26 protein-coding genes, 2 riboswitches and 1 other annotated feature are annotated in these 26,117 nt (G+C 39.8%); of the genes, 12 read left to right on the plus strand and 14 right to left on the minus strand.

The features are described 5' to 3' along the window. Nucleotides 1-14 precede the first annotated feature (14 nt). The 4 genes from ACSYTJ_RS01700 to ACSYTJ_RS01715 all read right to left on the minus strand — a co-directional run bounded on the left by ACSYTJ_RS01700 (nt 15) and on the right by ACSYTJ_RS01715 (nt 3,388). On the minus strand, nt 15-470 hold the full coding sequence (locus tag ACSYTJ_RS01700; protein WP_491717141.1) for a Fur family transcriptional regulator: 456 nt from the start codon (nt 468-470) through the stop codon (nt 15-17). 184 nt (nt 471-654) lie between these two features. Next, on the minus strand, nt 655-1,032 hold the full coding sequence (locus tag ACSYTJ_RS01705) for a hypothetical protein (RefSeq protein WP_491720009.1): 378 nt from the start codon (nt 1,030-1,032) through the stop codon (nt 655-657). 30 nt (nt 1,033-1,062) lie between these two features. Beyond that, complete coding sequence (gene mmuM, locus ACSYTJ_RS01710) at nt 1,063-2,001, minus strand: homocysteine S-methyltransferase (RefSeq protein ID WP_491720010.1); 939 nt, start codon at nt 1,999-2,001, stop codon at nt 1,063-1,065. Continuing rightward, on the minus strand, nt 1,988-3,388 hold the full coding sequence (locus ACSYTJ_RS01715) for an amino acid permease (RefSeq protein WP_491720011.1): 1,401 nt from the start codon (nt 3,386-3,388) through the stop codon (nt 1,988-1,990). The genes mmuM and ACSYTJ_RS01715 overlap by 14 nt, the downstream gene beginning before the upstream one ends. A 40-nt stretch (nt 3,389-3,428) precedes the next feature. Next, nucleotides 3,429-3,659, minus strand: a binding site (T-box leader). A gap of 141 nt (nt 3,660-3,800) precedes the next feature. On the opposite strand from ACSYTJ_RS01715, the gene ACSYTJ_RS01720 reads away from it, so the two are divergent. Further along, nucleotides 3,801-4,856: a lactonase family protein gene (locus tag ACSYTJ_RS01720; protein ID WP_491720012.1), complete on the plus strand. Its 1,056-nt coding sequence runs from the start codon at nt 3,801-3,803 to the stop codon at nt 4,854-4,856. A gap of 47 nt (nt 4,857-4,903) precedes the next feature. Here the strand turns inward: ACSYTJ_RS01720 and ACSYTJ_RS01725 are convergent, their stop codons facing one another. After that, nucleotides 4,904-7,273, minus strand: coding sequence for an ATP-dependent DNA helicase (locus ACSYTJ_RS01725; RefSeq protein ID WP_491720013.1), 2,370 nt, complete (start codon nt 7,271-7,273; stop codon nt 4,904-4,906). A gap of 130 nt (nt 7,274-7,403) precedes the next feature. Here ACSYTJ_RS01725 and ACSYTJ_RS01730 point away from each other — a divergent pair, with 130 nt between their 5' ends. Next, nucleotides 7,404-8,249, plus strand: coding sequence for a DegV family protein (locus ACSYTJ_RS01730; protein WP_491717147.1), 846 nt, complete (start codon nt 7,404-7,406; stop codon nt 8,247-8,249). Here the strand turns inward: ACSYTJ_RS01730 and ACSYTJ_RS01735 are convergent. Next, nucleotides 8,246-8,944, minus strand: coding sequence for an aquaporin (locus ACSYTJ_RS01735; RefSeq protein ID WP_491717148.1), 699 nt, complete (start codon nt 8,942-8,944; stop codon nt 8,246-8,248). The genes ACSYTJ_RS01730 and ACSYTJ_RS01735 overlap by 4 nt on opposite strands. Nucleotides 8,945-9,211: 267 nt before the next feature. On the opposite strand from ACSYTJ_RS01735, the gene ACSYTJ_RS01740 reads away from it, so the two are divergent. Continuing rightward, nucleotides 9,212-10,498, plus strand: a complete 1,287-nt coding sequence (locus tag ACSYTJ_RS01740; RefSeq protein WP_491717149.1) for an argininosuccinate synthase — start codon at nt 9,212-9,214, stop codon at nt 10,496-10,498. Continuing rightward, nucleotides 10,488-11,870 carry an argininosuccinate lyase gene (argH, locus tag ACSYTJ_RS01745; RefSeq protein ID WP_491720014.1) on the plus strand — a complete coding sequence of 461 codons (1,383 nt, stop codon included), beginning with the start codon at nt 10,488-10,490 and terminating at the stop codon, nt 11,868-11,870. Before ACSYTJ_RS01740 ends, argH begins: the two co-directional genes overlap by 11 nt. Before the next feature lie 31 nt (nt 11,871-11,901). On the opposite strand, the gene ACSYTJ_RS01750 is transcribed toward argH, so the two are convergent. Together ACSYTJ_RS01750 and ACSYTJ_RS01755 are read right to left on the minus strand one after the other, a co-directional pair. Beyond that, nucleotides 11,902-12,243: a hypothetical protein gene (locus tag ACSYTJ_RS01750; protein WP_491717151.1), complete on the minus strand. Its 342-nt coding sequence runs from the start codon at nt 12,241-12,243 to the stop codon at nt 11,902-11,904. A 54-nt stretch (nt 12,244-12,297) separates the two neighbouring features. Beyond that, the gene (locus tag ACSYTJ_RS01755) at nt 12,298-12,660 is read right to left on the minus strand and encodes a hypothetical protein (RefSeq protein WP_491720015.1); all 363 of its coding nucleotides are present in this window, start codon (nt 12,658-12,660) and stop codon (nt 12,298-12,300) included. A 172-nt stretch (nt 12,661-12,832) separates the two neighbouring features. Between ACSYTJ_RS01755 and ACSYTJ_RS01760 the strand changes: the two genes are divergently transcribed. Together ACSYTJ_RS01760 and ACSYTJ_RS01765 are read left to right on the plus strand one after the other, a co-directional pair. Beyond that, the gene (locus ACSYTJ_RS01760; RefSeq protein ID WP_491717153.1) at nt 12,833-14,323 is read left to right on the plus strand and encodes an ABC transporter substrate-binding protein/permease; all 1,491 of its coding nucleotides are present in this window, start codon (nt 12,833-12,835) and stop codon (nt 14,321-14,323) included. Then, complete coding sequence (locus tag ACSYTJ_RS01765) at nt 14,316-15,053, plus strand: amino acid ABC transporter ATP-binding protein (protein ID WP_491717154.1); 738 nt, start codon at nt 14,316-14,318, stop codon at nt 15,051-15,053. Before ACSYTJ_RS01760 ends, ACSYTJ_RS01765 begins: the two co-directional genes overlap by 8 nt. A 53-nt stretch (nt 15,054-15,106) precedes the next feature. Here ACSYTJ_RS01765 and ACSYTJ_RS01770 read toward each other — a convergent pair whose 3' ends face one another. Continuing rightward, entirely contained in the window at nt 15,107-15,532 is a 426-nt protein-coding gene (locus tag ACSYTJ_RS01770; RefSeq protein ID WP_491720016.1) for a MerR family transcriptional regulator, read from the minus strand. Nucleotides 15,533-15,622: 90 nt separating this feature from the next. Between ACSYTJ_RS01770 and ACSYTJ_RS01775 the strand changes: the two genes are divergently transcribed. Beyond that, the gene (locus ACSYTJ_RS01775) at nt 15,623-16,363 is read left to right on the plus strand and encodes an SDR family oxidoreductase (protein WP_491720125.1); all 741 of its coding nucleotides are present in this window, start codon (nt 15,623-15,625) and stop codon (nt 16,361-16,363) included. A 59-nt stretch (nt 16,364-16,422) separates the two neighbouring features. Here ACSYTJ_RS01775 and ACSYTJ_RS01780 read toward each other — a convergent pair whose 3' ends face one another. Beyond that, the gene (locus ACSYTJ_RS01780; RefSeq protein ID WP_491717156.1) at nt 16,423-17,718 is read right to left on the minus strand and encodes a nucleobase:cation symporter-2 family protein; all 1,296 of its coding nucleotides are present in this window, start codon (nt 17,716-17,718) and stop codon (nt 16,423-16,425) included. A 64-nt stretch (nt 17,719-17,782) separates the two neighbouring features. Next, nucleotides 17,783-17,881: riboswitch (purine riboswitch) on the minus strand. Nucleotides 17,882-17,986: 105 nt separating this feature from the next. Between ACSYTJ_RS01780 and ACSYTJ_RS01785 the strand changes: the two genes are divergently transcribed. Further along, nucleotides 17,987-18,961, plus strand: coding sequence for an asparaginase (locus tag ACSYTJ_RS01785; RefSeq protein ID WP_491720017.1), 975 nt, complete (start codon nt 17,987-17,989; stop codon nt 18,959-18,961). 17 nt (nt 18,962-18,978) lie between these two features. Then, entirely contained in the window at nt 18,979-20,169 is a 1,191-nt protein-coding gene (locus ACSYTJ_RS01790) for a hypothetical protein (protein ID WP_491720018.1), read from the plus strand. A gap of 30 nt (nt 20,170-20,199) precedes the next feature. Here the strand turns inward: ACSYTJ_RS01790 and ACSYTJ_RS01795 are convergent, their stop codons facing one another. The 4 genes from ACSYTJ_RS01795 to ACSYTJ_RS01810 all read right to left on the minus strand — a co-directional run bounded on the left by ACSYTJ_RS01795 (nt 20,200) and on the right by ACSYTJ_RS01810 (nt 23,215). Further along, nucleotides 20,200-20,406 (minus strand): LBP_cg2779 family protein, encoded by a 207-nt coding sequence (locus ACSYTJ_RS01795; protein WP_491717159.1) that lies wholly within the window; start codon nt 20,404-20,406, stop codon nt 20,200-20,202. Nucleotides 20,407-20,482: 76 nt separating this feature from the next. After that, nucleotides 20,483-21,130, minus strand: coding sequence for an energy-coupling factor transporter transmembrane component T family protein (locus tag ACSYTJ_RS01800; RefSeq protein WP_491717160.1), 648 nt, complete (start codon nt 21,128-21,130; stop codon nt 20,483-20,485). Beyond that, nucleotides 21,127-22,557 (minus strand): ABC transporter ATP-binding protein, encoded by a 1,431-nt coding sequence (locus ACSYTJ_RS01805; RefSeq protein WP_491720019.1) that lies wholly within the window; start codon nt 22,555-22,557, stop codon nt 21,127-21,129. Before ACSYTJ_RS01805 ends, ACSYTJ_RS01800 begins: the two co-directional genes overlap by 4 nt. A 103-nt stretch (nt 22,558-22,660) precedes the next feature. Continuing rightward, entirely contained in the window at nt 22,661-23,215 is a 555-nt protein-coding gene (locus ACSYTJ_RS01810) for an ECF transporter S component (protein ID WP_491717162.1), read from the minus strand. A 92-nt stretch (nt 23,216-23,307) separates the two neighbouring features. Beyond that, nucleotides 23,308-23,399: riboswitch (TPP riboswitch) on the minus strand. Between the two features lie 174 nt (nt 23,400-23,573). Here ACSYTJ_RS01810 and ACSYTJ_RS01815 point away from each other — a divergent pair. The 3 genes from ACSYTJ_RS01815 (at nt 23,574) to ACSYTJ_RS01825 (ending at nt 26,115) form a co-directional block, all read left to right on the plus strand. Next, complete coding sequence (locus ACSYTJ_RS01815) at nt 23,574-24,590, plus strand: D-alanyl-D-alanine carboxypeptidase family protein (protein ID WP_491720020.1); 1,017 nt, start codon at nt 23,574-23,576, stop codon at nt 24,588-24,590. A 92-nt stretch (nt 24,591-24,682) separates the two neighbouring features. Further along, nucleotides 24,683-25,417 (plus strand): HAD family hydrolase, encoded by a 735-nt coding sequence (locus ACSYTJ_RS01820; RefSeq protein WP_491717164.1) that lies wholly within the window; start codon nt 24,683-24,685, stop codon nt 25,415-25,417. Between the two features lie 83 nt (nt 25,418-25,500). Further along, nucleotides 25,501-26,115 (plus strand): LVIS_2131 family protein, encoded by a 615-nt coding sequence (locus ACSYTJ_RS01825; RefSeq protein ID WP_491717165.1) that lies wholly within the window; start codon nt 25,501-25,503, stop codon nt 26,113-26,115. Nucleotides 26,116-26,117: the final 2 nt, after the last annotated feature.

The following is a 26,117-nucleotide window of genomic DNA, read 5'->3' on the forward strand; positions in this document are numbered from 1 at the left end:
CAATCTGATTTTTTTTATGGCTTTAATTTAGCTTGGCATTCCTTACAAAGTCCGTAGACTTCAATTTTAGACTTAGTAGGGGTGAAATCTGGTTCTTGGTTTTTGGTAATATCTTGAAGCTCGGTGTCGAGTTCTTGATAACGGGGATATGTAATATCCATGATTTTACCACAGTTTTCACAAATGGCGTGAAAGTGTGGAGTGCCAAAGAAATCAAATCGGACCCCACCATCTTTATTGGGAAGCTGAATAATGATGTTTAAGTCTTCAAAGAGTCGCAGCGTATTATAAACGGTTGCCATACTAAGGTTAGAGAAATCTTTTTCAAGGGCCTTGTAAATGGTCTCAACCGATGGATGATTATGGTGATTGATCAGATATTTCAAGATAATCTGACGCTGTGGGGTAATTCTAACATGGTTTTCTTTTAAGATGGCAATGGACTTGTCGTAAACAGATTCATTTTTCATATTGCTAACCTCCTGCCACTTTATAATAATTATTAATTAATTACACTTATTTTATAATATAAATGAATTTAGCTAAATAATCAATCAATTGCCTTGAACGTAATAAATCTTTAAAATTCCAATCAAAAAAGACCCCATCCTAATTGAGAATTAGAATAGGATCTTGAAAGGGTTTGACTCGTTTTTAAGACTTCCATGAACCGATTTTTCGATTGATACCATTTAAGAGGCTAGTAATGCTTTTTTGTACTTCCTCTTCAATCAACGCATTTTTAAATTCAGGGATCATTTGGGTGGTAACGTCAACGGCATTCTGATTTAGATTAGTAATGTTCATAATGCCGATTAGATTGCCTTGTTTAGTGCCAATGCCCCAAGTTAATTGTTTGCCAGCCATTACGTTACGCATCGTTTCATTAATGAATGTACTAGTGGCTACAACGTCAGCTGGTTTCATCAATGATTTTTGCATTGTGGCAACGGATGTCAGCTTGAATTTGGTTAACCAGTCCAAGTTATAATGAGCCGTTATAATCGGATGTAGACCCTCAAAATGATTCAAAATTAACATCTCCACTAATAGGATATAAACCTATTTTACATTGCTGGTTTGGGGAAATAAAGCATCTTTCATGTCAATTTCATCTTGAACGGAGACTTCACAACAACCGCCAATCCATTTAGCATTGGCTGCTTTCCATTCCTTAGCAGCAGCTCCAAAGCTAAATCCAGTGCTTTCGGACCACTCTTTTGTTGATGGATCATAATGTGCACCTGAGTTTGGAAAGACGATGAATGATTGGTCATCGTTAGTTTGATGTTCCGTTAGGTATTTTAACCCAGGGACCGTAAATTCAGGGTGGTTACAATTGAAGCCGTATGCAATTACGTTCGGAATGGTTTCCAAAAGGGCTTGCACTTCTAATAGGTCGGTTCCATCACTGATGTGGTGGGCATCCTTGATCGAGCATGAAACAAATGCATCGACGTTTGGATATTGACTTAATAACTGCTTGATCGCCTTTAATTCTGTAATGTCTGGAATCGTTTCGAAGGCAAGCAGATCAACGCCCGCCTCAACGAGTGCAGCAAGTCGTTTTTGATGGAAATCAATCAGTTTTTCTTCGCTAACACCGTAGTTACCAACGTATTCAGAACCGTCAGCTAAGAATGCTCCGTAAGGCCCGATTGCTCCAGCGATCCAGGTTTGTTGTTCAACGTTTACTTCAGCTTGGGCGCTTCTAGCTAATTGAACTGATTTTTTGATCAGCGCCACGGCTTGTTCTTCAGTATAGCCAGCGCCTACGAATCCAGGCACACTACCTTGGTAAGTGTCAGTAACGGTCAAGTTCGAACCGGCATTTAAGTAGTCCTTGTGGATCTGTTTCACTACGTCTGGGTGGCTATCCAAGGCGCTAGCTGTCCAGAGCTTGTTGTTTAACTCAATGTTACGTTGTTCTAGTCCATATGACATTGCACAGTCGATAAGGATGTTATTTTGTTTTGTTGCCCATTCTTTAATTTTGCTCATTTTGAATTCCTCCATTAGTTTGGTTTAATTTTTTACGGTAGATTAGTTGATAGTACCCATAACAGATGATCGAGAATGGAACCCCGACCTCTAGGGCAATGCGTTGGTTCGGATCAGATGCAATCCCGACTAGCGAAATTGCACAGATGATGATGACTAGCCATGGCACCAGGGGATATGCAGGCGCCTTGTAGCTGAGTTCATCGAGCTTGTGGCCAGCGGCTAAGAATTGCTTTCTGAAGTTCAATTGGGCCCAGCCGATGATTAGCCAGACCATTACGACCGCAAATGATGAAATTGCGGACAGCGCTAGGTAGACTAACTTGGGTGAATAAATACTAGAGAAGAGTGCTAACAGCCCCCCTAGGATGGTCAATAGCAGTCCATATACTGGAATCCCGTGTTTACTTAGCTTAGCTAATCGACTGGGGAGCGTCTTTTGATCAGCAAGTGACCAAATCATTCGAGAAGCCGCATAGACCCCTGAATTAGCGGCTGATAAAACGGTAATGAATAAAATGAAGTTCATAATATCACTAGCGTATGGGATTCCACAATTCTCAAGGACGGCAATGAAGGGACTGTCGGTTAGGGCTGCTGATTTTTGCGGTAAGAGCGCCCCCATGATTACGATGGTCCCAATAAATAATACGATTAAAATGACTAACGTTTGAAAAATTGCCTTTGGAATCGCCTTCTTAGGGTTATCAGTTTCACCAGCAGCGACACTGATCATTTCGGTTCCTGAAAATGCAAAGTTAGCGGCTAAAATAACTGAAAAAATCGGTGCAAAACCGTTCGGAAATAATCCAGGCTTTATGATTTCCTTGAAGAACGGGGCAAAGTTTGCGTGGTGGACGGGAACGATTTTAAAAATCATGCCTAATCCAATGATGATAAACGCCACTAACGCTAATACCTTGATGATTGACATCCAAAATTCCGCGCGGTTGAAGAATGTGATGTTAAAAGAATTAATGGCGAAAATGATGGCGGTAAAGATAATTGTCAATAACCAAGTCGGCAGTGTCGGGAACCATTTTTGCACCAAAATTGCGAGGGTGACGAACTCAGATCCCAATGCAATCGTCCAGGTCAACCAATATAACCAAGCGGTTACGAAGCCAACTCCTGGACTGATATACTTACTGGCGTAGCGGTGAAATGCACCTGTGTTGGGATCGTGGACGGTTAATTCACCGAGGCAAAGCATTACCAAACATACCAATAATGCACCGATGCCATATGCGATGATCGTTCCAACTGCGCCCGCAGATTGAATTAAATATCCTGAACTCATAAAAATCCCAGTTCCAATTACCCCTCCTAAACTAAGGGTAATTAGATGTCGACTTTCCATCGACTTAGTGAATGATTGCTTCTCCATTTTAAATCCTTCCTTCCAAATAAAAAAAGCACCCGCCCTCAAAAAGGACGAATGCTCGTGGTACCACCTTAGTTTGTTGATAAAAAATCAACCTCAGTCCGAAACGGATTCATTTCGGTCCACGGTATCGAGTGGCAGTCGTCACTAGCTAATTATTCACTAGTGAAAAGCTCAAAGACCATTGTTCATTAGTAAATGCCAATCTATTTACACCAACCATAGACTCTCTGAATGTGCATTACTAATTACTTTTTCTCATCGACGCTTAATTTATATTTAAGATTATTATATTTAGATTTAAATATTTTGTCAAATTCTAATTTGTGATGGTGGTATCATTTCGTTTTTAAATTAAAATATGTGATAATATAAACATGAAATAATAAAATAAAAAAGAAAAGGACGAATGATGATGATTGAAAAATTTTTAATCGGAACATACACTAAACGTGCCAGTAAAGGGCTTTATGAAGTTGAATTAGACACTGATAAAAAGCAATTGCAAAACTTACAATTAGTTGCAGAGGCGACTAACCCAACCTATGTGACGTTATCAAAGAAAAACGTTATTTACTCCGTTGCCAAAACGGTCAACGGCGACGATGTTCATGGTGGAGTTTTAGTTTTAGATGGTAAGGAACGCCCATCAGGAACGATCGAAACTGACTACGATAAGGGTACCAATCCCGCTTATATCTCAGTCGATGAAGGACGTCAATTAGTCTACACCGCTAATTATCATACTGGTGTGATCAACGTTTACAAGATCGCTTCAGACGGGACCCTTGCAAAGGTAGACGAAGTAAAGCACGAAGGTGAAATGGGTCCCCGTCCAGAACAAGCTGATGGTCCTCATCCACACTTTGCTGACCTAACTCCAGATGGTCGTTTAGTAGTCGTTGATTTAGGCCAAGATCGCGTTTATTTATACGATGTAAGTGACAATGGTAAATTAAGCGAAGTGAGTTACTTAGAAATGGAAGATGGCTTTGGCCCTCGTCATATTCGTTTCGATGCTAAGAAGGGGGTTGCTTACTTAGTTGGAGAATTAAGTAGTAACGTCGCTGTCTTAGACTATGATGAACAAGCTGGTCAATTCTCCGTTCGCGAAGTGCACTCCACGATCCCAGAAGATTGGACTGCTCATAATGGTTGTGCTGCCATCCGTGTTTCAAGTGATGGCCGCTTTGTATACGTATCGAACCGTGGTAACAATACGATTGCAGTTTTTGAATCAGACGCTAAGGGCAGTCTTAAGTTTGTTGAACGCGCTTCTGTTGAAGGTGACTTTCCCCGTGATTTTAATTTCAATGCTGATGAAAGTCTCGTAGTGGTTGTGAACCAAGAATCCGATAATGGAACGGTTTACGAACGCAATGCTGATAATGGTAAATTAACGGTGGTTCAAAAGGACTTTGTTGTTCCCGCTGCCGTTTGTATCGCCCGTGAAGCTGAATTTTTAAACTAGTCTATCTAATCTAAAAATAACCCCCGTTAGGTTTTGCCTAATGGGGGTTATTTTTGATGGTGATAATCCCAAAATGAATTGATCTGATATGTTAATTCTTGAGGGGTGGTAACGTTATCACTAAATCGCCAACTACTAGGGAATAACTTCCGATATCGTGATTGATTAAAACGTTGGTCCATTAATACGATCGTTCCTAAGTCGCTTGCGGTCCGAATTAATCGCCCGGCGGCTTGAACAACGTGGTTCCAACCAGGAAGTTGATATGCATAGGTGAAACCATTCCCGTTTTCGGCATCAAAATAATCGCGAATTAAGTTATTTTCCTCGTTCAAGCCAGGGAGGCCGACACTAATGATTCCAACGCCAATTAATTGATTACCACTAAGGTCGATGCCTTCTGCGAAAATACCACCAAGAATCGCAAACCCACACGTTGGGCTTTCATCGTGATTGGAAAAGTAATTTAAAAACTGTTCCCGTTGTTTTAGATCCATGTTCCGTGATTGGACCACTAGCTTTTCTTTGATGGGGTGGTTTCTAAAAAATTCATACACCGTTTCTAGGTATTTGAACGAAGGAAAGAAGAAGAGGTAGTGCCCAGGTTTAGAATGCACCATTGCTTTGATCATGTTATAGATCTGGGGGATGCTATCTTTTCTTTTATGATAAGTGGTTTGAATCGAACTAGTTGTTAAAACGTATTGGTTCTCGGGTGGAAATGGGGATGGTAATCGATAGCTAATACTATCCTCTTCATTGCCTAAAACCCGTTGATAGTAATTCATTGGGGAGAGGGTGGCTGAAAAGAAAATGGTACTACCACCTAAATTAAGGGTCTCTGCAATGAACTTACTTGGATCCATACAAAACTGGCGAAATGTAATGGTGAGCCCCTCACGGATCAATCTGGTTCGATAGATTTTTGAATCGTATAAATCATTAATTTTGAGATAGTTCAAGCAATTAATGTAAAAATCTGTCACGGCATCGGTCGTAACATTATCGGGTTGGTTAGGAAGCCATTTATGAATTTCGATCGCAGCTTCGTTTAATGATTTGATGATGTTATTGAGTGATTCTTCAAAGACCATTGTTTCAGCCTTTTCCTTTCCCAATAATCGATAGTAATGATCAAAATCTGTTTTGATGGCTTGAATCTTCTGAACTACTTTTTTATTTTTGGCTGGGGATTGATTCAGCCTTTCGATTAAATCGGCTAAACCAGCGTTATTGATCTCAGTTGAATACATCTCACGAGAGCGGTCAACTAGGTTATGTGCTTCGTCGACTAAGAAGCAATTTTGCTTATTAGGAACGCTAAAAAAGCGTGCCAAGTGAACTTGTGGATCAAAAAGATAGTTATAATCAGCAATGATTACATCACAAAATTCGCTTAAATCGAGTGAAAATTCGAATGGATCGATTTTATACTTTTCAGCATACTTTTCCACGCATTTTTTACTAATGTGCTGATTGTGGTTTAAAACATCCTTTAAAGCGGGCTTGAGTCGATCATAATAACCAATCATATACGGGTTATCTTCAGGCTTTAAGTCCTTTTCGGCAGCGAACGTGATTTGTTCCTTAGCGGTTAACGTGATGCTCTTGGTGTTCAAGCCCTTGTTGAGCATCAGCGTCATTGCATCCTCTGCCACGCGTCTGGTGCTTTGCTTAGCGGTAAGGTAAAAACACCTATCAACTACTTGTTCGCCCATTGCTTTGATCGTTGGAAACAGTGTCGAAATCGTTTTACCAGTTCCAGTCGGGGCCTCCGCAAAAAGGTGTTTTTCTAATACGATGCTTTTATAAACGACCGCCGCCAAATCCCGTTGGCCATTTCTGAACTTCGCAAACGGAAATTGTAACTGTTTAGCACTCTCAATTCTTTGGTGGGTCAATTTTTCACTCAATTCAAGCCATTCTTGGTATTCATTGATAACTGAGTCAAAGAAACGTTGGGCTTGCTTAGCAGTGATCGATTCGGTCTTAGTGGTTGGGCGTTGTTCAGGAGTCTGAATATAAGTTAGCTTCAATGTCACCTTTTTAACATCTGGCTCATTAGCCATTAGGAGATGGGCGTAAATTTTAACTTGGCCCCAGTATAGATTTAAAACGCTGTTAGGGAGTTCTTTAAAATCAATATCCGAGGTTTTAATCTCTTCAATAATTGGCGTTTTGTTCATGATGACACCATCTGCACGACCATTAACTAAGTATTCATGGTTGTTGATGGTAACCGATTGTTCCAGGTATTTTTCAGATTCATAATTAGCTTCACTATGTTGATTTTGAATTATCCGGTGAATGTAAGCTCCCTGTTTACTAGTGTTTTGACTATTCAAACGGGTGTTCAAGTCACCACTTCTGAGGGTGAACTTGATTAAATCACGAACCCCGATTTTAATGGCTGGCATATTTTTACTCCTTAAAGATTTATTTTTGCTATAAGTAGATTTGTTAATAATAAATTCATCTAATGTTATCATTTTAATTCAATATCCATTAAAATAGGAATATAGATTAAAACTGAAGGAGATTATTTAGATGATTAAAATTGTTACGGATTCAACCTCATTGATCACTGAAGAACAGGCAAAGCAATATGGGATTACCGTGGTTCCATTAAATGTATTGATTGGAGACGAGGTTTATAAAGACGGCTCCACAATCACTGGTGAACAATTGGTTAATTACATTGAAGATAATCCCGATAAAGATTTTCCAACCACTAGCCAACCTGCGATTGGTGATTTTATTCAAGCATATGAAGACCTTACCAAAGATGGTAGTTACGTCATTTCTATCCATATGACCGAAGTATTGAGTGGTACCATTAATGCCGCCCAGCAAGCCGCACGGATGGTCGGTGAAGATAAGGTGACTGTTATCAATTCACATACGACCGATCAAAACTTGGGGTATGAGGTGATTACAGCCGCAAAAATGGCTCATTCAGGAAATGCTAGCGTTTCCGATATTGTAACAGCAGTAAATCAAATTATTGATAATAGTCAATTGTACATTGCAGTCAGTACCCTTAAAAATCTTGAACGTGGTGGCCGTATCAGTCGGGTCAAGGGCCTCCTTTCTAAGCTATTCAACCTGCATGTGGTTTTGCGTTTGACTAACGAAGACTTGGATGTTGAAGCTAAGGGGCGTGGAAATAAGACCCTTAAAAAGTGGGTTCGTGAATATGTGCAATCGATTAGCGATAAGCAATTAAAGCGCGTCGGGCTTAGTTATACTGGCAGCATTGATTTTGCGAAGTTCGTTGAAGAACAGATCAAAGCGGTTTTTCCAGATGTAGAAGTCCATATTATGTACACCAGCGCAATTGTTTCGATTCACGCTGGAATCAATGCCTGTGGGATGGAATTTATTTTTGATTAGAAGGCAACGATTATTTTCTTAATAATGATAATTACGGCGGCCCCAGTAATTGGACCTAACGTGGGAATCCATGCGTAGTGCCATTGTGACAAGGCTTGGTTAAATTTATGTGAAAAAAATGCTCGTGGAACCAAGTCTCGGGTAGGGTTAAATGCAGCACCCGTAATTGGACAAATAACGGTAATGCAGCAGGCTACCACTAATGATGAAATCGTAATGTTAATAAACGAATTGAATTTAAAGAGGCCAATTACTTGTGAATTAATCGCAATCACCGCGGTCCCGCCAGCTTCCCAGAGAAAGTTGCGTAAGTGGTGTTTTACGTTACTAGGAACGGTTGCATAAAAGTTCAAGTTAATTGGCAGGGTGTATAACCAGCGTTCCCAAATCGTCCAAGTGGTTTGGGCGGCAAGCCAGGCAGCAATGATTTGGGCAATGATTTCACCTAGCATGACCAAAAATGAAATTTGGCCATTCACCGCCTGAACAATTGAAAAGACAGGGTTAAAATTCGATGTTCCAAAGATTAGTCCGGTGAGCAGTGATGAAAAATAAATGCCTAATCCCCAGTAAAGACCAGTAATGTACCTAGTTTGTAATTTCGGGTATAAAAAGTAGTTAATTAATTCACTGATTCCAAATCCAAGTGTGAGCATTGAATATGTTCCAATTAATTCACCAATGATTAGTTTCATTTGGAGATTGCCTCCTATTTATTTATAAATTTAAAGATCACCGTTGGTGGTCTTTTTTTATGATTGAAGTTGAATAACTTTATTATAGCCAATTTAACTTGAACATTAAAGCAATCGTTTGAAACTATTTATTTGGCTAAATATGCACATATTTTATTAATTAATACATATTTAATCAATTTATTTTGATTTTAGGTTGTATTTATTCATTTGAAGTGATATTATAATGAATAATAAATCAAATTGAACGAAAGACGGTGCATATTTATGAAAAAGAAAGTTGTTTTAGCATATTCCGGTGGATTAGATACCTCAGTTTCAGTTGCTTGGTTGATTAACAAGGGTTACGACGTAATTGCTTGTTGTATCAACGTTGGGGAAGGAAAAGACCTTAAGAAGGTGAAGGAAAAGGCCCTTAAGGTTGGTGCTTCCGAAGTTTACGTGATTGATGGACTCGAAGAATTTGCTAATGATTACTTATCTTACGCATTGAAGGGAAACTTAATGTATGAAAATGCATATCCCGTTGTTTCAGCACTATCCAGACCATTAATTAGTAAGAAGTTAGTTGAAATCGCCCATAAGGAAGGCGCTTCCGCAGTTGCCCATGGTTGTACTGGGAAGGGAAACGATCAAGTTAGATTTGAAACTGCTGTTAATAACTTGGATCCGAACTTGGATGTTTTAACCCCAGTTAGAGATTGGCACTGGTCTAGAGAAGAAGAAATTAACTACGCAAAGGAACACAATATTCCAATTCCAATTGACTTAGACTCACCATACTCAATCGACGCTAATATTTGGGGACGGGCCAACGAATGTGGGGTTCTTGAAAATCCATGGAACCCAGCACCAGAAGATGCCTTTGGAATCACTAACCCAATTGAAAAGACACCAGACACTCCCGCAATTGTTGATATCGACTTCAAGCAAGGAATTCCAGTTGCCCTTGATGGCAAGCCAATGTCATTTGAAAAAATCATCGAAGCCTTGAACAAGGTTGCCGGTGAACATGGAATCGGTAGAATCGACCACGTTGAAAATCGGTTGGTCGGCATCAAGTCCAGAGAAGTTTATGAAACACCAGCTGCCTTTGTCCTACTAAAAGCCCACAAGGAATTAGAAGATTTAACGCTTGAAAAAGACGTTGCTCACTTCAAGCCTACGATCGAAGAAAAGATGGCTAACATGGTCTACGATGCCCTTTGGTTCTCACCATTGATGGATGCTTTAAAGAGCTTTATTGACAGTACTCAAAAAGACGTTAGTGGGACCATCAAGTTGAAGTTGTTCAAAGGTAACATCATTATCCTTGGTCGGAAGTCAACCAACTCCCTTTACGATGATAACTTAGCTACTTACACTTCATCAGACTCATTTGATCAATTAGCTTCTGCTGGTTTCATCAAGTTATGGAGCTTGCCAACTAAGGTTTACTCCCAAGTGAAAATCAAGAACAAGCAACACGCATTGATGGATAGCATTAACAAGCAAAACGCTAAGCAGCCAGAATACGTAACCGTTAAGAAAGAGGAAGATGAAGATGGCAAATAAAAAGTTATGGGGCGGACGGTTCCAGACCCCAACAAGTAAGGAAGTTGACCAATTTGGCGCTTCGATTTACTTCGATCAACTCATGGCTGACGAAGATATTACTTGTTCACTTGCCCATTTGCACATGTTGGCTAAGACTAAGATCATCGACCAAGCGGATGCAGATAAGATCGAAGCGGGGCTGAATGATATCAAGGCGGACCTTGCGAAGGGCAACCTGCATTTCAGCTATGAAAACGAAGATATTCATATGAATATTGAATCGATCTTGACTGATCGCATTGGTCCAGTCGCTGGAAAGTTACACACGGCACGGTCTAGAAACGATCAAGTTGCGGTTGATTTTCACCTCTACGTGAAACGGCGCTTACCAAAAGTGATAGAGTTGTTAAAGGGGCTTCAAGAAACATTGGTAACGATGGCAGAACAAAATGTTGAGACCATTATGCCAGGCTATACCCATTTACAACACGCTCAACCAATCTCATATGGACACTATTTGATGGCTTATTATCAAATGTTCAAGCGGGATTGTGAACGGTTCGAATTTAACGAACACCATACTGATATGTCACCACTAGGGGCGGCAGCATTAGCTGGGACCACGTTCCCCATCGATCGGGAAATGACGGCCAAGGAAATTGGATTTAGTCAGGTTTATGCTAATTCACTCGATGCTGTTTCTGACCGTGATTTCGCACTAGAATTTTTAAGCAATGCTTCAATTTTAATGATGCACTTATCTAGATTCTGTGAAGAAATCAGTATGTGGGCTAGCTACGAATTCAATTACATTGAAATCAGCGATGCCTACACCACTGGAAGTTCAATCATGCCGCAAAAGAAGAATCCAGACATGGCTGAATTGATCAGAGGAAAGATTGGTCGGGTCTACGGTGATTTGATTGGCTTATTATCAACAATGAAGTCATTACCATTAGCATATAATAAGGATTTACAAGAAGATAAAGAGGGCGTTTTCGATGCATTCAACACAATTATCCCATCTATTAAAATATTTATGCACATGCTTCAGGGTATTTCGGTAAAGAAGCAAAATATGTATGATGCAACTACCAATGATTTTTCAAACGCAACGGAATTGGCTGATTATTTAGCAACCAAGGGGATGCCATTTAGACAGGCCCATGGAATCGTAGGTAAAATTGTTTATGATTGCATCGTAAAACACATCAATCTTCAAGACGTTCCGCTAGCAGACTTTAAAAAGTATTCAGAATTGATTGATTCTGATATTTATGAAGAATTAAAGCCAGAAACCGCTGTTAAAAGAAGAAATTCACTCGGTGGAACCGGATTTGAACAGGTTAAAAAACAAATTCAACAGGCGAAGGCCGATTTACAAGCATAAAAAAAAATCATCCATTTGGATGATTTTTTTGTTATTCACTTAGCCAGTGGTTAAATGAATCGATATTATTACCAAGATAAGCAACTGCTTCTTCGGTAATCTTCTTACCTTCTGCATCAGCTTGTGCTGGTTCTAAATCGTATAAGTTTCGCGCACAACCAGCAGCGATATCAGTGAACTTAAGGGTTCTACCGATCCCACCATCGTTGAATAGCGCATCTAAACCAGTTAAATCGCTTTTAAGAGCATTATATACGGTCCCTGCGATGTCTTTGTTTCCGCTTGGTAAAATGTTAACAGCATATGTTAATAAAAAGCTATTCATATCAACGATTGCTTTTTTACGTTCTTCGCGTTCGATCTTACTCTTCATTTAATTATCACCTCATGATGTTAATACTAAATGATTATTAACCAATCTGCAAGACTAATGATGACTTGATCGTAAATTAGAATTACCATTTAGTTTTACGTGATGCCGTTTGAATTTATTTCGGCTTCCATTAGCTTCAAATTTAAAATGGTGCATTCGACCATTGAAGGGTTGGCCCATTAATTTAGCACGAATCCATTGTTGCATTACCTTTTCCATTTCATGGGCCGAATCAACCCGTTTTTGATTTTGTTCCTGTTGAGCGACTGGAACCACGTTAGTAGCAATTTGTTGAATTAATTTTTGGTGGTATTTCAATAATTCCTGGGTAAGTGGTTCATCTTTATAACTATTGAACAGTTTTTCGATGTAACGCATGGCATCTTTAGAGTCCTTTGGTTGGTAGTATCTATTCACATGATCAACTCCTTACTAACTATTTTACAGTATTGGGCCTTCTTTACTCAAATGCGATTTATTAGATATGCAAATTATGTATATTTATCACTCAATTTAAGAAAGATATTGCATATTATTACATGCAGTGTTATTATAATAGTATAAATAAACAAGAGGGGTTTTGATTTTTATGAAGGGTAAAGTTGTTAAACTATTAATGGTTTTTATTATGACGTTCAGTATGTTTGCTGGATTCATGAATAAAAATACATATACACAAGCACATGCCAGTGCAAGTGATAGTTATTTAGCAAACATTAAGAAGAAGGGGACCATCGTAATGGGGACGGCCCCAGATTATCCACCTTATGAATTTACTAAAAATGAAGGTGGTCAAGCTAAGGTTTTAGGAGCTGATATTGAATTAGCAAAGCAAATTGCTAAAAATATGGGTGTAAAGCTTAAGATTAAATCCATGAGCTTTGATTCATTATTGGTTGCGCTTCAGACTGGAAAGGTCGACATGGTCATCGCTGGATTGACCAAAACACCAGAAAGAGCGAAGAGTGTTGATTTCACGATTCCTTATTACAATGGTGGCCAAAGCTTGTTGATTAATTCAAATGATAATTCAATCAAGTCATACAAGGACTTGAAGGGCCAACCAGTTGGGGTGCAAACTGGAAGTACTCAATATAATTTGGTAAAGCAACAAGTTAAGGATCCAAGCCTAAAGGGAATGGAAAGTGTTAACGATTTAGTATTAGCGCTAAAGACCAATAAGGTCAAGGCGGTGGCTGTTGAAAGTGCAACTGGGGAAGCATATGCTGCTAATACCCCTGGTATCAAGGCCATTGATGCTAAGTTCAATACTGCTAAGGCCCAAAACGTAGTGGCCTTCCATAAGGGTGCAACATCGTTGGTGAACGCCGCTAACAAGACGATTGAAGCATCGAACAAGAGTGATGAATTTGAAAAGAAGTTCATTCCTGCCGCTTCCAAGGAAATGGGTAAGGGTGCAAAAAGCCAAAAGATTTCCGTTTGGCAACAAATGTACAACTATAAGGATTACTTCATTAAGGGGACTGAATACACGATTTTGATCTCCATTATTGGGACGATATTGGGGTTGATCTTAGGAATCATCTTGGCATTGATGAGACTATCCAAGAACAAATTGTTCCACGGAATTGCAGTTGCCTACATTGAATTTATTAGAGGAACGCCTTTAATGGTTCAAATTATGTTTGTCTACTTCGGATTAGGAACGATTGTTAACGTTCCTGCACTAGCATCTGGAATTATCGCTGTCTTTATTAATTCCGGGGCATACGTTGCTGAAATCATCAGAAGTGGGATTGAATCGATTGATGATGGCCAAAGTGAAGCTGCTAGATCACTTGGGTTCTCAAGTAATCAAACCATGCAAATTGTTGTGCTACCCCAAGCAATTAAGAACATCTTACCAGCGTTAGGAAATGAATTCGTTTCGTTGATCAAGGAAAGTTCGATCGTTTCGATTATCGGGGTTACCGATTTAATTTACCAATTAAGAATTGTGCAAGCCGATACCTATCAAGGGGTCGTACCAATCTTTATCGTAATGGTAATTTACTTCATCCTAACGTTTGGAATTTCCAGATTGCTCAGTTTACTTGAGGGGAGATTAAAACATGAATAATGATATTTTAAAAGTTGAAAACGTTAAAAAAGAATTTAAAAATAACCTAGTGTTAAAGGGCATCGATGCTGAAGTTAAACCAGGGCAAGTGATTGCTTTGATCGGACCCTCTGGAGCTGGAAAAAGTACCTTCTTAAGATGTCTGAACATGCTAGGTAAGCCTACTTCTGGTGCGGTCTACTTTGATGGACAGGACTTAATGAAGCTTAAGGATAAGCAATTAGATAGCCTCAGAACTAAGATGGGGATGGTGTTCCAAAGCTTTAACCTATTTGATAACATGACCGTGCTCGACAATGTTAAGGTCGCACCGATTAAAGTTAAAAAAATGGCTGATCAAAAGGCAACTGAGATTGCCCATCAACTATTGAAACAAGTGGGATTAGACAACAAAGCTGATGTTTACCCAAGCAGTTTATCTGGTGGGCAAGCTCAACGGGTCGCAATTGCCAGAGCCCTTGCGATGCATCCAGAAGTAATGTTGTTCGATGAACCAACTAGTGCCTTAGATCCTGAAAAGGTGGGTGAAGTGCTCTCAGTAATGCAAGACCTTGCTCAAAAGGGAATGACAATGCTGGTGGTTACCCATGAAATGGACTTTGCCAAGAACGTGGCCAACCAAATTTGGTTCATGGATGATGGTCAAATCGTTGAAAAAAATGATCCAGAAACGTTCTTTAAGGAACCTAAGACCGATCGGGCTAAGGATTTCTTATCCAAAGTGATTTAAGATCAAAATAAAAATGGTAAGCAGCGAGTGATTGCTGCTTACCATTTTTTGGTTTAACATTCGTGATTGGTGTTATCAGTTGGCTGCCATGTATCGGGGTTCATTGGATCATTTTGTTCCCCTAGCATTTCTTCACGGTAAATTTTTTCCTTAGCATTTAGAAAATCCAGCCTTTTGCGGGCGGTGGTCAATTGTTGTTCAGCAATTGCCTGCTGTTTTGTAATTAATTGATACCGTTCTTGAATTGATTGATGTCCCTGTAGGCACAGGGCAACATAGTGTTTAACGGCCTTGATTGGCATGCCCGTTTGCCTAAGGTAGTGACAAGCACTTAGCCAGTCCAATGCATTTTGACTAAAGCGACGGTGGTTATGCGCATCCCGTTGTAGACTTGGGACCAGGCCCTGATCGGTATAATAGCGGACGGTATGTTGTGACATGCCCAGCTTTTCAGCCGCTTCTTTTACTGAATAGTTCATAAATTTGCTCCTTTCGAGATAAAAGGCTTGCCTTCGAGTTACTCGAATCCATTATCATTTATTATAACCTAAAAAAAGAAAAGGGGAATTATAATGGATTTATCAAATAAAGTAGTTGTAATCATGGGTGCATCATCTGGAATCGGGGCAGCAACCAGTCGCCTATTGGCAAAGGACAACGCAACGTTGATCATTGCAGCGCGGCGGATCGAGCGCTTAACAGAAATTAAGAATGAATTTCCGAACCAAAACATTCATCCATTTGAAGCGGATGTAACTAACTTTGCTGAAGTTAAGAAGGTCATCGATTTTGCAATCAGTGAATACGGCAGAATTGACGTCCTTTATAACAACGCCGGCATTATGCCAACCGCTCCGCTAGTCGAAGGACGTCGTGATGAGTGGAAGAACATGCTAGACATCAACGTGATGGGGGTCTTGAACGGGATTGCCGCTGCGCTTCCTGAAATGGTCAAGGCTAAGCGTGGTCACATTATCACCACCGATTCCGTTGCTGGTCACGTGGTAGGACCAAGTAGTGCGGTCTATTCTGGAACTAAGTACGCAGTTCGCGCAATTATGGACGGGCTTAGAATGGAACAGGCTGAAAACAACATTAAGACGACTATCATCTCACCCGGAAGTACTGGGACCGAATTATTCAATTCGATTAACGATGCTGATCAAAAGAAGTTTGCAGAAGATTTCTTTGAACAAATTGATGGGTTACATCCCGAACAAGTGGCTTCAGCAGTTGAATTCGCGATTGGCACGCAAGCAAACATGTCAGTTAGTGAAGTAATTGTTCGCCCAACCCGACAATCACTATAATCAGAATCTAAACAAAACGAGGGGCTCAATCAATTAAGATTGAGCCCCTCGTTTTAATTTTATTGTTGTTGTTCAACTGGTTTTTTGAAGTTAAAGATGACGTTTAAGATGACGGCGGATAAACTGGTAATGACCACTCCGTTATCCAAGATGATTTTGATTGAATCAGGAAGGGCGTTTAGGATTTGGGGGTAGAACGTGATTCCTAATCCTAAACCGACTGAGACAGCGACGATCAATAGGTTATCGTTATCATCAAAGTTAACCTTTTGAAGCACCCGAATTCCTTGGACCCCAACGAGACCAAACATTGCAATCATCGCACCACCTAGCACGTAGTCAGGCATGATCAATACGATCGCTGCGACCTTTGGCAATAACCCGAGTAGTAACAAGAAGAATGCGGAGTAATAAATTGGCTTACGACTCTTGATTCCAGAGATTTGAACGACCCCAACGTTTTCTGAGAAGGTCGAATATGGGAAGGTGTTAAAAATCCCCCCTAGAATCGCAGCTAATCCTTCAGCACGGTACCCACGCTTTAGGTCGTCACTATTGATCTTTCTTTCAACGATATCACCAAGGGCGAAGAAGACCCCAGTTGATTCGACCATGGTGGTCAAGGCAACCAAACTAACGGTTACGATCGATGACCATTCAAAGTGGGGCACCCCGAAGTAAAAGGGAATTGGCAATCTGAACCAGCTAGCTTGGCCAATCGCACTCAATGATACTAAGCCCATTGCACCAGCAATCGCGGTTCCTGCTAACATCCCGATCAACACGGAAATCGCCTTGAAGAATCCCTTTGCGAACGCATTTAATAAAATAATGATCAATAACGTTGCTAACCCTACTAGTAGGTGGGTCCCATTTCCAAAACTGGCAGCGGTCGGATCACCACCACCGATGTCTTGAACGGCAACGGGAATCAATGAGAACCCAATTACTGTGATCAAAGACCCCGTTACAACTGGTGGGAAGAAGCGGCGTAGCTTTGCGAACCAGCCTGCAATCAAGAAGATAAAGATCCCAGCCCCGATAACGGAACCATACATAGCACCGATCCCGAATTGACTACCGATCGCCTTTAATGGTGCGATATATTGAACCGCACACCCTAAAACAACTGGGAGCGCGATCCCAGTTAATGGGGTCCGTTTTAATTGCAGTAACGTCGCGATTCCACACATAAAGATATCCGTGGAGATCAAATACGTCATGTCAGCGGCACTGAAGTGTAATGCGGTCCCAATTAAAAGCGGTACGATCACGTCTCCAGAGTACATCGTTAAAAGGTGTTGGAACCCCAATAACGCATTTTTAAATTTAGATTCAGAACGAATCTCTTGCAAATTAATCATCCTTCCAAGTGTCTGGAATAATGGCCAAACGGTGGTGATTAAAAAAGTAAACAAAGCGACAATCATCTTTGCTTATAGTCCACACTTTACGGGTGTGGGTAGAAACTAACCAACCTTATTTTGGTATTATATAGGCACATCTATTAATATAAATTACTCTAGCATTTTTTTTGTTAAAAAACAATGAAGATTTGTGAAATAGAGTTTATAATTGTTAATATTAGTGTTATAAACCAAATGGTAATTAGGAGGAATTGAATTGAAGACGATTTTAGCAATTCATACCGGTGGAACGATTTCAATGTCCGCTGATGAAAATGGGGAGGTCATCCCTAATCAAGAAAACCCGATTGCTAGTCATGATGTTACTTTGGATGGCCAGGTTGAACTAATCAACGATTCAATGTTTAACTTACCATCCCCACATGTTACCCCAAGCGTAATGTTGCAATTAAGGGACCGTATCTTAAAGGCTGAAAAAGATGGGATCGATGGAGTCGTGATTACCCATGGAACCGATACTTTGGAAGAGACGGCTTATTTCTTGGATCTGACCTTACCAAACCATTTGCCAGTGGTCTTAACTGGTGCAATGCGTTCATCAAATGAGATTGGCTCAGATGGTTTATACAATCTCCAAAGCTCAGTGGCGGTCGCAGCTTCTGAAGATGCGATCGGCAAGGGTGTGTTAGTGGTGATGAACGACGAAATTCACACCGCGCGCTATGTTACTAAGACGCATACGACCAACCTAGCCACTTTTAAGACCCCTACTTTTGGACCATTGGGTATCATTAGTAAACACAAACCATACTTTTTTCAAGAATTGATCAAAAGTGAAGCGTTCAATATTGACCACGTTGAATCAGGCATCTTTTTGCTAAAGGCGTTTGCTGGAATGGATGAGACCTTATTTGACGCTTTGAACAATGATCTTACTAAGGGGCTCGTGGTAGAAGGATTAGGATCTGGTAATTTACCTCCAGCCACGTTACCTGGGTTACAAAGAATTTTAGACCGTGGAATTCCAGTGATTTTAGTATCACGTTGTTACAATGGAATGGCCCAAGATATCTATGATTATCAAGGTGGCGGAATCGAATTAGAACAAATGGGAGTCAGCCTTTGTCGGGGATTGAATGGACCGAAGGCGCGAATTAAGTTAATCGTTGGGATTAGCAATGGACTTAAGGGGCAACGCCTCGCTCAGTACATGAGTACTGCAATCTCTTAAAATAACGGGGGGATTGAATGGGAATTGTTTTAAATAATTTAAAAGCAGCGTACCAACGCAATGCAATTGTAAATGTTTATCGCCTAGATGAAATTTTCTTTACTGGGTATGTATACATTTTGGATGAGGATAGCGAAGAGCTTGTCATGCGGACCTATGATGAATGGGGGATGCCTGATGGGATGGTCTATTTAAGCCTCGAGATGGTTTATGATGTGGAAGTTGAAGATAGTCCTGACCTACGGCACATGAAACGCCGCATTGAGCTTGCAAAACGGTATCATTTTAAAGAAATTGCTGAAACTAAGTTGATGCGACTGGATAAGCTGGCAAGTATTCGATTAGAAATATTAGGCCGCTCCTACGTTAATGGCCAAGTGGTAATGATTACCATTAGTAATTTAGAACGGGTTAATGATACTTATAATTGCGTTATTGATAAGATCGATTCTGAAGCGGTCTCGGTTATGGTAATCAATAAAACCGATTTTAGTGATCACGCTAAGCATACCTTCAAATTGAGCGACATTACAACGATTGAATTTCTGGGGAAAGAATTAACGATGTTGACCAAAAATAAAGCATTGTTGTTCGGGCCCTCGGTCAATACTGCAATGATTAACGGTAGTGATCCGCAAATCAATAGTGTCTATGCTGAATCTAAAGCAACTCACCATTTATATGAAATTGAATCGGTGGCTGACAATGGTTATTATTACATTGGCTACGTTGTGAATTACAATTCAGATTACGTCATTTTTAACTTAGTGACCATGAGTGGTCAATTTGGTGGATACGTCTTATTAAGAACTACCATGATTGCAAACATTTACTTAGATTCTGATTATTTACGATTGATCCAACACTTTAGTTTAGAAAACCATAACGCCAATACTTTTTTAGAGCCCGTTTTAAATGATGAACGTGAGTTTGATATGGGCAGCGATGTTTTAGAGTCACTGCTTGAACAGGCAATCAATTTAAATCAATTAGTACGAATCGCATCTGCTGGCGGGATGGGTAAATTAGGTTATCCACTTGATATTACACCGATCACGAAGCAAGTTCATTTTCAAGAAGTTGATGATAGTCGGGATGGATTGGAAGAACGAGAATCAATTCCTCTGAATCAAATTGGTGAATTAGCGTTCGATTATCTAGAAGCGTTTTTAACTGATGATGGATTGAAAAATAATCATCCAGAATAATAAAAAACCAGCCAACTGGCTGGTTTTTTATTATTCTTCTGAATCTTTTTGGTTGTTTTCAATGAAGTTTTCAATTAATTCTTTTTCTTCGTTGGTGGGTTGCTTTTCCATTGACTTGATATCGTGTAATCTTTCAACGCTGATATGTAGGTTGAAAGCTAATTGGGTATCTGGCCATGCGTTGCCCTTTTGAAAATCAATGATTTCCTTTGAAATGTTACTAATTCCGTTAGTCATAGTAAGCCTCCTGAAGTTATTTATTAATTATCATTATATTATAACAAACAATTGATTGAAAGGTTCACCGCTTAGTTTAAAAAATGAAAATTGGTAATTGCACCATAATGAGCCAAAAGGCCATGTAAGCAAAGTCGGTCCAGCGAACGTAGGTTTTTTCAACGTGAGTCCGTGGCGCATCTTCAACAAAACCATGTGAGATCATTGCTTGTGAGAGATCGCTAGACCAGTTAATGGCTGCTAAGATGGCTTTGAAATATAATTTCGGCGACCAGAGTTGCATCGTAACCCCGCGCATTAAACTGGCGTGGCGGATCGTTTGGACTTCGATGATGATCCTTGGCACCAAGTTGAATGCGGTCAATACTCCGTAGGCGAACTTGGATGGGAGTTTGAAGTTTTGTTCCAATGTGAATGCGAGGTCTTTAATGTTGCTAGTCATCGTAAAGGTAGCCCCGAGCCAGACGTAGGTGAATAACCGTGTAAACAGCACCCATCCGATAATGGCGCCATGGGTCCCGTAGATAACTTGTGACATTAAGAGTCCAAAGGCTGGAATGATCGGGTACAGGGTCAAATATGCGATCGACTTTAATTTAACCCGTTTGACCAGGAGGTAAATTAAACTGACTGCTAAGATACAAAGGTTCAATGGGACGCTTTGGATAAATGAAATTTCAACTCCGATGATGATGATCATGAATAATTTAATGGCTGTGTTCATAATAACGACTCCTTATAAGTAAGTTGTTGGTCTTTGAACTGAATGTGATAATCAAATAGCGTTTCCAAACCACTGAGTTGATGGCTAATGATGATGATGGTTTGGTTAAATTTTTGACTCGCATTTTTTAGCATTTCGACTACCGTTTCTAGAGACTTGATATCTAACCCCTTAAATGGTTCGTCCATTAATAAAATGTCAGTTCCCATGATCAACATCTCGACGATTTGCAACTTCTTTTTTTGCCCCTCGCTAAGTGTGTAAACGACTTGTTTTTCCCTGCCGTCGATCTGCAACGCCTTAAGCATGGCATCAATATCTTCTTTGGAGTAATTATGATGGACCGCGTTTTTAATCGAAAGCGATAGTTCTTCTTCAACCGTGATGTCGACGAATTGCATTTCAGCATCTTGAAAGACCAGCGCAACGTGGGAAAGGTATTTCTTCTTATGGATCTTTTGGATGTCTTTATCCTGATATGAAATCAAACCCTCATACTTAAAGAGCCGTGTTAAAGCTTTGAACAAGGTCGATTTACCGATTCCATTTTCACCTGTGATCAATGTGATTTGCTTTGCTGGAAATTTGAATTGGTCAGCCTTTAGCAATACGCCTTGGTTTTGCTTTAGTTCACAACTGTTTAAGATCAGATCGGCTGGTTCGTTATTATCGGGAATCGGGAAGTGGACGGCCGCTAACTCTTGATTATCAAATGGTACTAATAATTTTTGGACCTCTGCATTACTTAACTGTTGAATTTGAAATTGGTTGGGTTTTAGGTAGAAGAACGTATCGACAATGTTGTCGTAACCAGAAAGGTCATGGTCCACTAAGATGATCGTTTTATTCTTTTGATCACGTAAGCGGGTCAATTGATATAGCAGATCACTTCGCGATTGACGATCTAGACTCGCAAATGGTTCGTCCAATAAAATAACGTCGGAATCCATTGCGATGATGATGGCTAAGGCGACCTTTTGTTTTTCACCACCGGATAGGGCGTTCAAGTCACGGTGCTTTAACTTAGTGATGTTCACGAATTCTAGTGCATCATCGATTCGTTGGGGGATGATTTTAGGATCTAACTGTCTATTCTCAAGTGCAAATTGGAGTTCATCATATACGTTCGTCATCGTAAACTGTTGATTGGGGTTTTGAAACATCATTGACACATAGCCGCTGAAGTCAGTAGGGGCAATGTCTTTGATCTCCTTGTCACCAATTTTAATTTCACCAGTGTAATCACCATTGGCAAACTCAGGATATAAACCGGCAATTGACTTTAAAAGCGTCGATTTACCAGTTCCAGATGGTCCAGCAATCAAGCTAATTTTTTCGTTCGGAAAGGTTAGGTTCACGTCTTCTAATACTGGTTGTGAGCGATGCTGGTAGGTAAATGTAAAATGACTAACTGAAACGGTGGTCATGGTTAATTCCTCCTGGTAATTTAAAAATAAAGCACTTACAAGCTTGGCTTTATAAGTGCTTTAAATTCATTTAAATTTATGAAGCATTGAATCGTTAAAATGATTATGCAATGGCGTGGCTTCTGTTTAGGAGCTTCTTGATGGCCAATGGAATTGGGTCACTAAATACCCAGATTGAAATAAATCTAACGATGAATAAGAAGATCAACATTCCAAAACCGTATGCGTTGTATCCATTCTTGAACCAATCCCAAGTAAAAGTAATGATGGTAGTGAAGATACTACCTAACAATAATTGGAAGTGGCCGTACTTCTTGTAACCAGTAACTGCAAAACCTAATTCAGCTCCGGCACCTTGAATTAAACCTGAGACAACGTTCATAACTCCCCATTGGTCACCCAAGAACATTTCAACAACGGCTCCGGCAACTTCTGAGAAAATGGAAACACCAGGCATTCTGAAAATAGCCCCTGCTAATGGACCAGCAACGATCCAAAGACCAAGTGAAATATCGTTTGCTGCGGGAGCAAGACCAATTGGTGTTAAAACTAGTGTTAATGCGTTATAGATAAAACTAGTCAACCAGAAAATAACCCCACAGACAATTGCGATCAATGCAATTAAAATAATGTTTCTAAGACTCCATTTTTTAGACATGGAAAATCCTTCCCTTCAATAAATTAAACAATTATTTTAGATAGACAGAAAAAAGGGACCTCAAATACTGAGGTCCCTTTCGGAATATGTACACCATTGATAAAACGTTTCCCTCCACCAGTACGGACTGGATCAGGTTCAATGGGTATCATCTCAGCCAAAAAAGGCACCCCAAACATCTATCTATTTAATTAACTAGAACAGTATAACTTAATTTTTTCTTAAATGCAAGTTTGAATATTACAGGCATAAATCTTAAATAACACTTCGTTTACATTTATCAATAATCAATTGTTAATAAAGTGCTAAGGTGTTAACTTATTATTTAGGATATCGAAATCAGAGAAGGGTTGGTTAAATGAATCTTAAAAAGAATTTTAAAAAGATGGCAATTGTATTAACTGCTGTTGTCGGATTAGCATCAGCATCAGAAATTACTCCATTTTTAGATGTTGTTTCGACAAAAACAGTTAATGTCAGTGCTGATTATAATTATGATTATAACTATGACGATGGTGCATCAGGAATCACTACTAATAATATTGTTCCTGGAAACTATAAGATGAAGAATGCAGCGGCTGCAATTGCGATCGATGCTACGAACGGACAGGTCATCTATGCTAAAAACATTAATCAAAAAATGAAGGTAGCATCCACAGCCAAGTTAATGTCATTGTACCTGGTGGTCAGAAAAGCACAGGAAACGAATGGCTGGAACCAAGTCGTTGATACTTCTAATGCTGGCTTACGGAGCATGAGTTACAATAATAACGTTGGTGGTGGCTTTAAGCTGGTTGCTGGTCGTAAATATACCGTAAAGCAGCTCTATCAAGCAGCACTGATCCAATCATCAAATGCAGCTACGATTGCATTGGGACAATGGGTCGCTGGCTCAAATGGTCAGTTCGTGAATATGATGAATAAACAAGCAAGGGCATGGGGGATTTCTGCGACCTTTAACTCACCATCTGGACTTGAAAATAATGATTTAGTTCATTATGGTTATAAGTATTCTGGTGGGGCTACTGCTGGGAACATGGTAAGTGCAAAGGCGTTGGCAGTAATTGCGCAACACGTTTTAACTTATTATCCAAAGGTATTAAATGATGCTAGCAGGGGCACGGCCAAGGTTGCAGGGCAAAACCTATATAACTACAACAACCTACTTAAGGGGCGGACCTTCTATGATGCAAGTCTGCGCGTTGATGGTTTAAAGACCGGCTATACTCCAGCTGCAGGGCTATGTTTTGTTGGAACTGGCCAACTACCAGGGAAGCACCGCTTGATTACGATTACTTTGAATGATCCTTATGAATTTAGTGATCAACGTGATTTGATGAAGTACATTTATAAAAACTCATCCATTTACAATTAATCGTCAAAAATCTGCAAAAATGATATAATAATCACAATTAAAATTAAACTCACGGTTAAGACGTGAGTTTTTTATTTTCGGGAGGTTGCAAAATGACTAAATTGATCTTGGCTGATCTTGATCGTGATTTTTTATCCGCAGATGGTGAAATTAACGCATCTCGATTGTCCAAACAGTTAATGAATTTGGCAAAGCAAAATCTACACCTGGGCTTTATGACGGAAGCTCCGTATGCCAAAATGATTCAGATTTTTCATGGGATAAAGGCTCCCTTAGCGTTTATCTGCGAAGGGGGTGCTGAGACCGTTTTGAATCGCGTGGTTCGTGATGAAACGGTGATCGATTATGAAATTTGGAAATCAGCCCTAAAGTGGTTTCAAGCGCAACGCGATTTTAATACCGCATACATTGTCCTTTCGGGGAAGATGAATGCCTACACCGATGCAAGCAAGGATAGTTCAGCCTACCAACGCTTTAATAAGACGTACCCATCTTTATACCAAATGAATGATCTAGAATTAGTGAGTGATTTAGTCTATCAAATTAGATTGGGGTTTGAGAACGGCGATATGCAAAGTTTAGCCCAAACCTTTAATAGTAATTTTAATGGTAAGTTAGTGGCTCATGCTAAGGGAAACGACCTTTGGATCACTTCATTCGATGCTTCATACCAAAACGCAATTGAGACGTTGAGTGATGAATTAGATATTGACCCGCGGGACGTGGCTTTGATCGATCAAAAACAATCGCATGCCCCCGTTGATGAGCTTTTTGAAACTGCAACTACTGAAAATGGTTATGATGCCATCGATCAATTTCTGAAATAATAATTGAATTTGTTATCTTCTTACTAAGCAGGTACAATAATGTAATGGTCAGTAATATTACTTTTATTTAAAGGAGCTTGTTTATGATATCAGCCTGGAATCTAATCGGGTTTGCCATCTGGATTATCATTGCAATTAGTTTAATTTCAATGGTTATTTCTATCCGTAGGCAAAAGCGACAGGCCTTATTGCATCAAGATGAAAAGCTAGTAAGCAGAAATAGAATCGTTTTATTTTTTCAAGGGCTTTTAATACTGGGGGCTGCCTTAGCGATGGTGATAATTACGCTAAGAGCTGATATTTCTAGTCATAATGTTTCTGTTTCTAGAAGTTACAAACCAATTGTATTAGATACGAATGGTCGTAAATCATACTATGTTAATGTTTATAATTCTAAAAATAAATCGGGTGGTCAATATTACACCTATTTAACGAAGGGTGAACATTATCAAGTTAGTAGCAATGATTCAACCATCATTAGTGGTGCTAACACCGTTTCATTGCCAACCGAAACCTATCGTTCCAGTGGAAGTCGGTTGAATGACTTAGATCGGAAATACCAGCGGGCTTGGATTGAAACCACTACCGCTAAATATAAGCCGAATTTATTAAATGGATTAGGATTAAGGGCGGGACAGCGCGCTAGTCGCTATGTCATTATTAGAGTCCCGAACCAATCATTTATTTATTACCATTAATA

The sequence above is a fragment of the Nicoliella sp. ESL1113 genome (genome assembly GCF_058509245.1).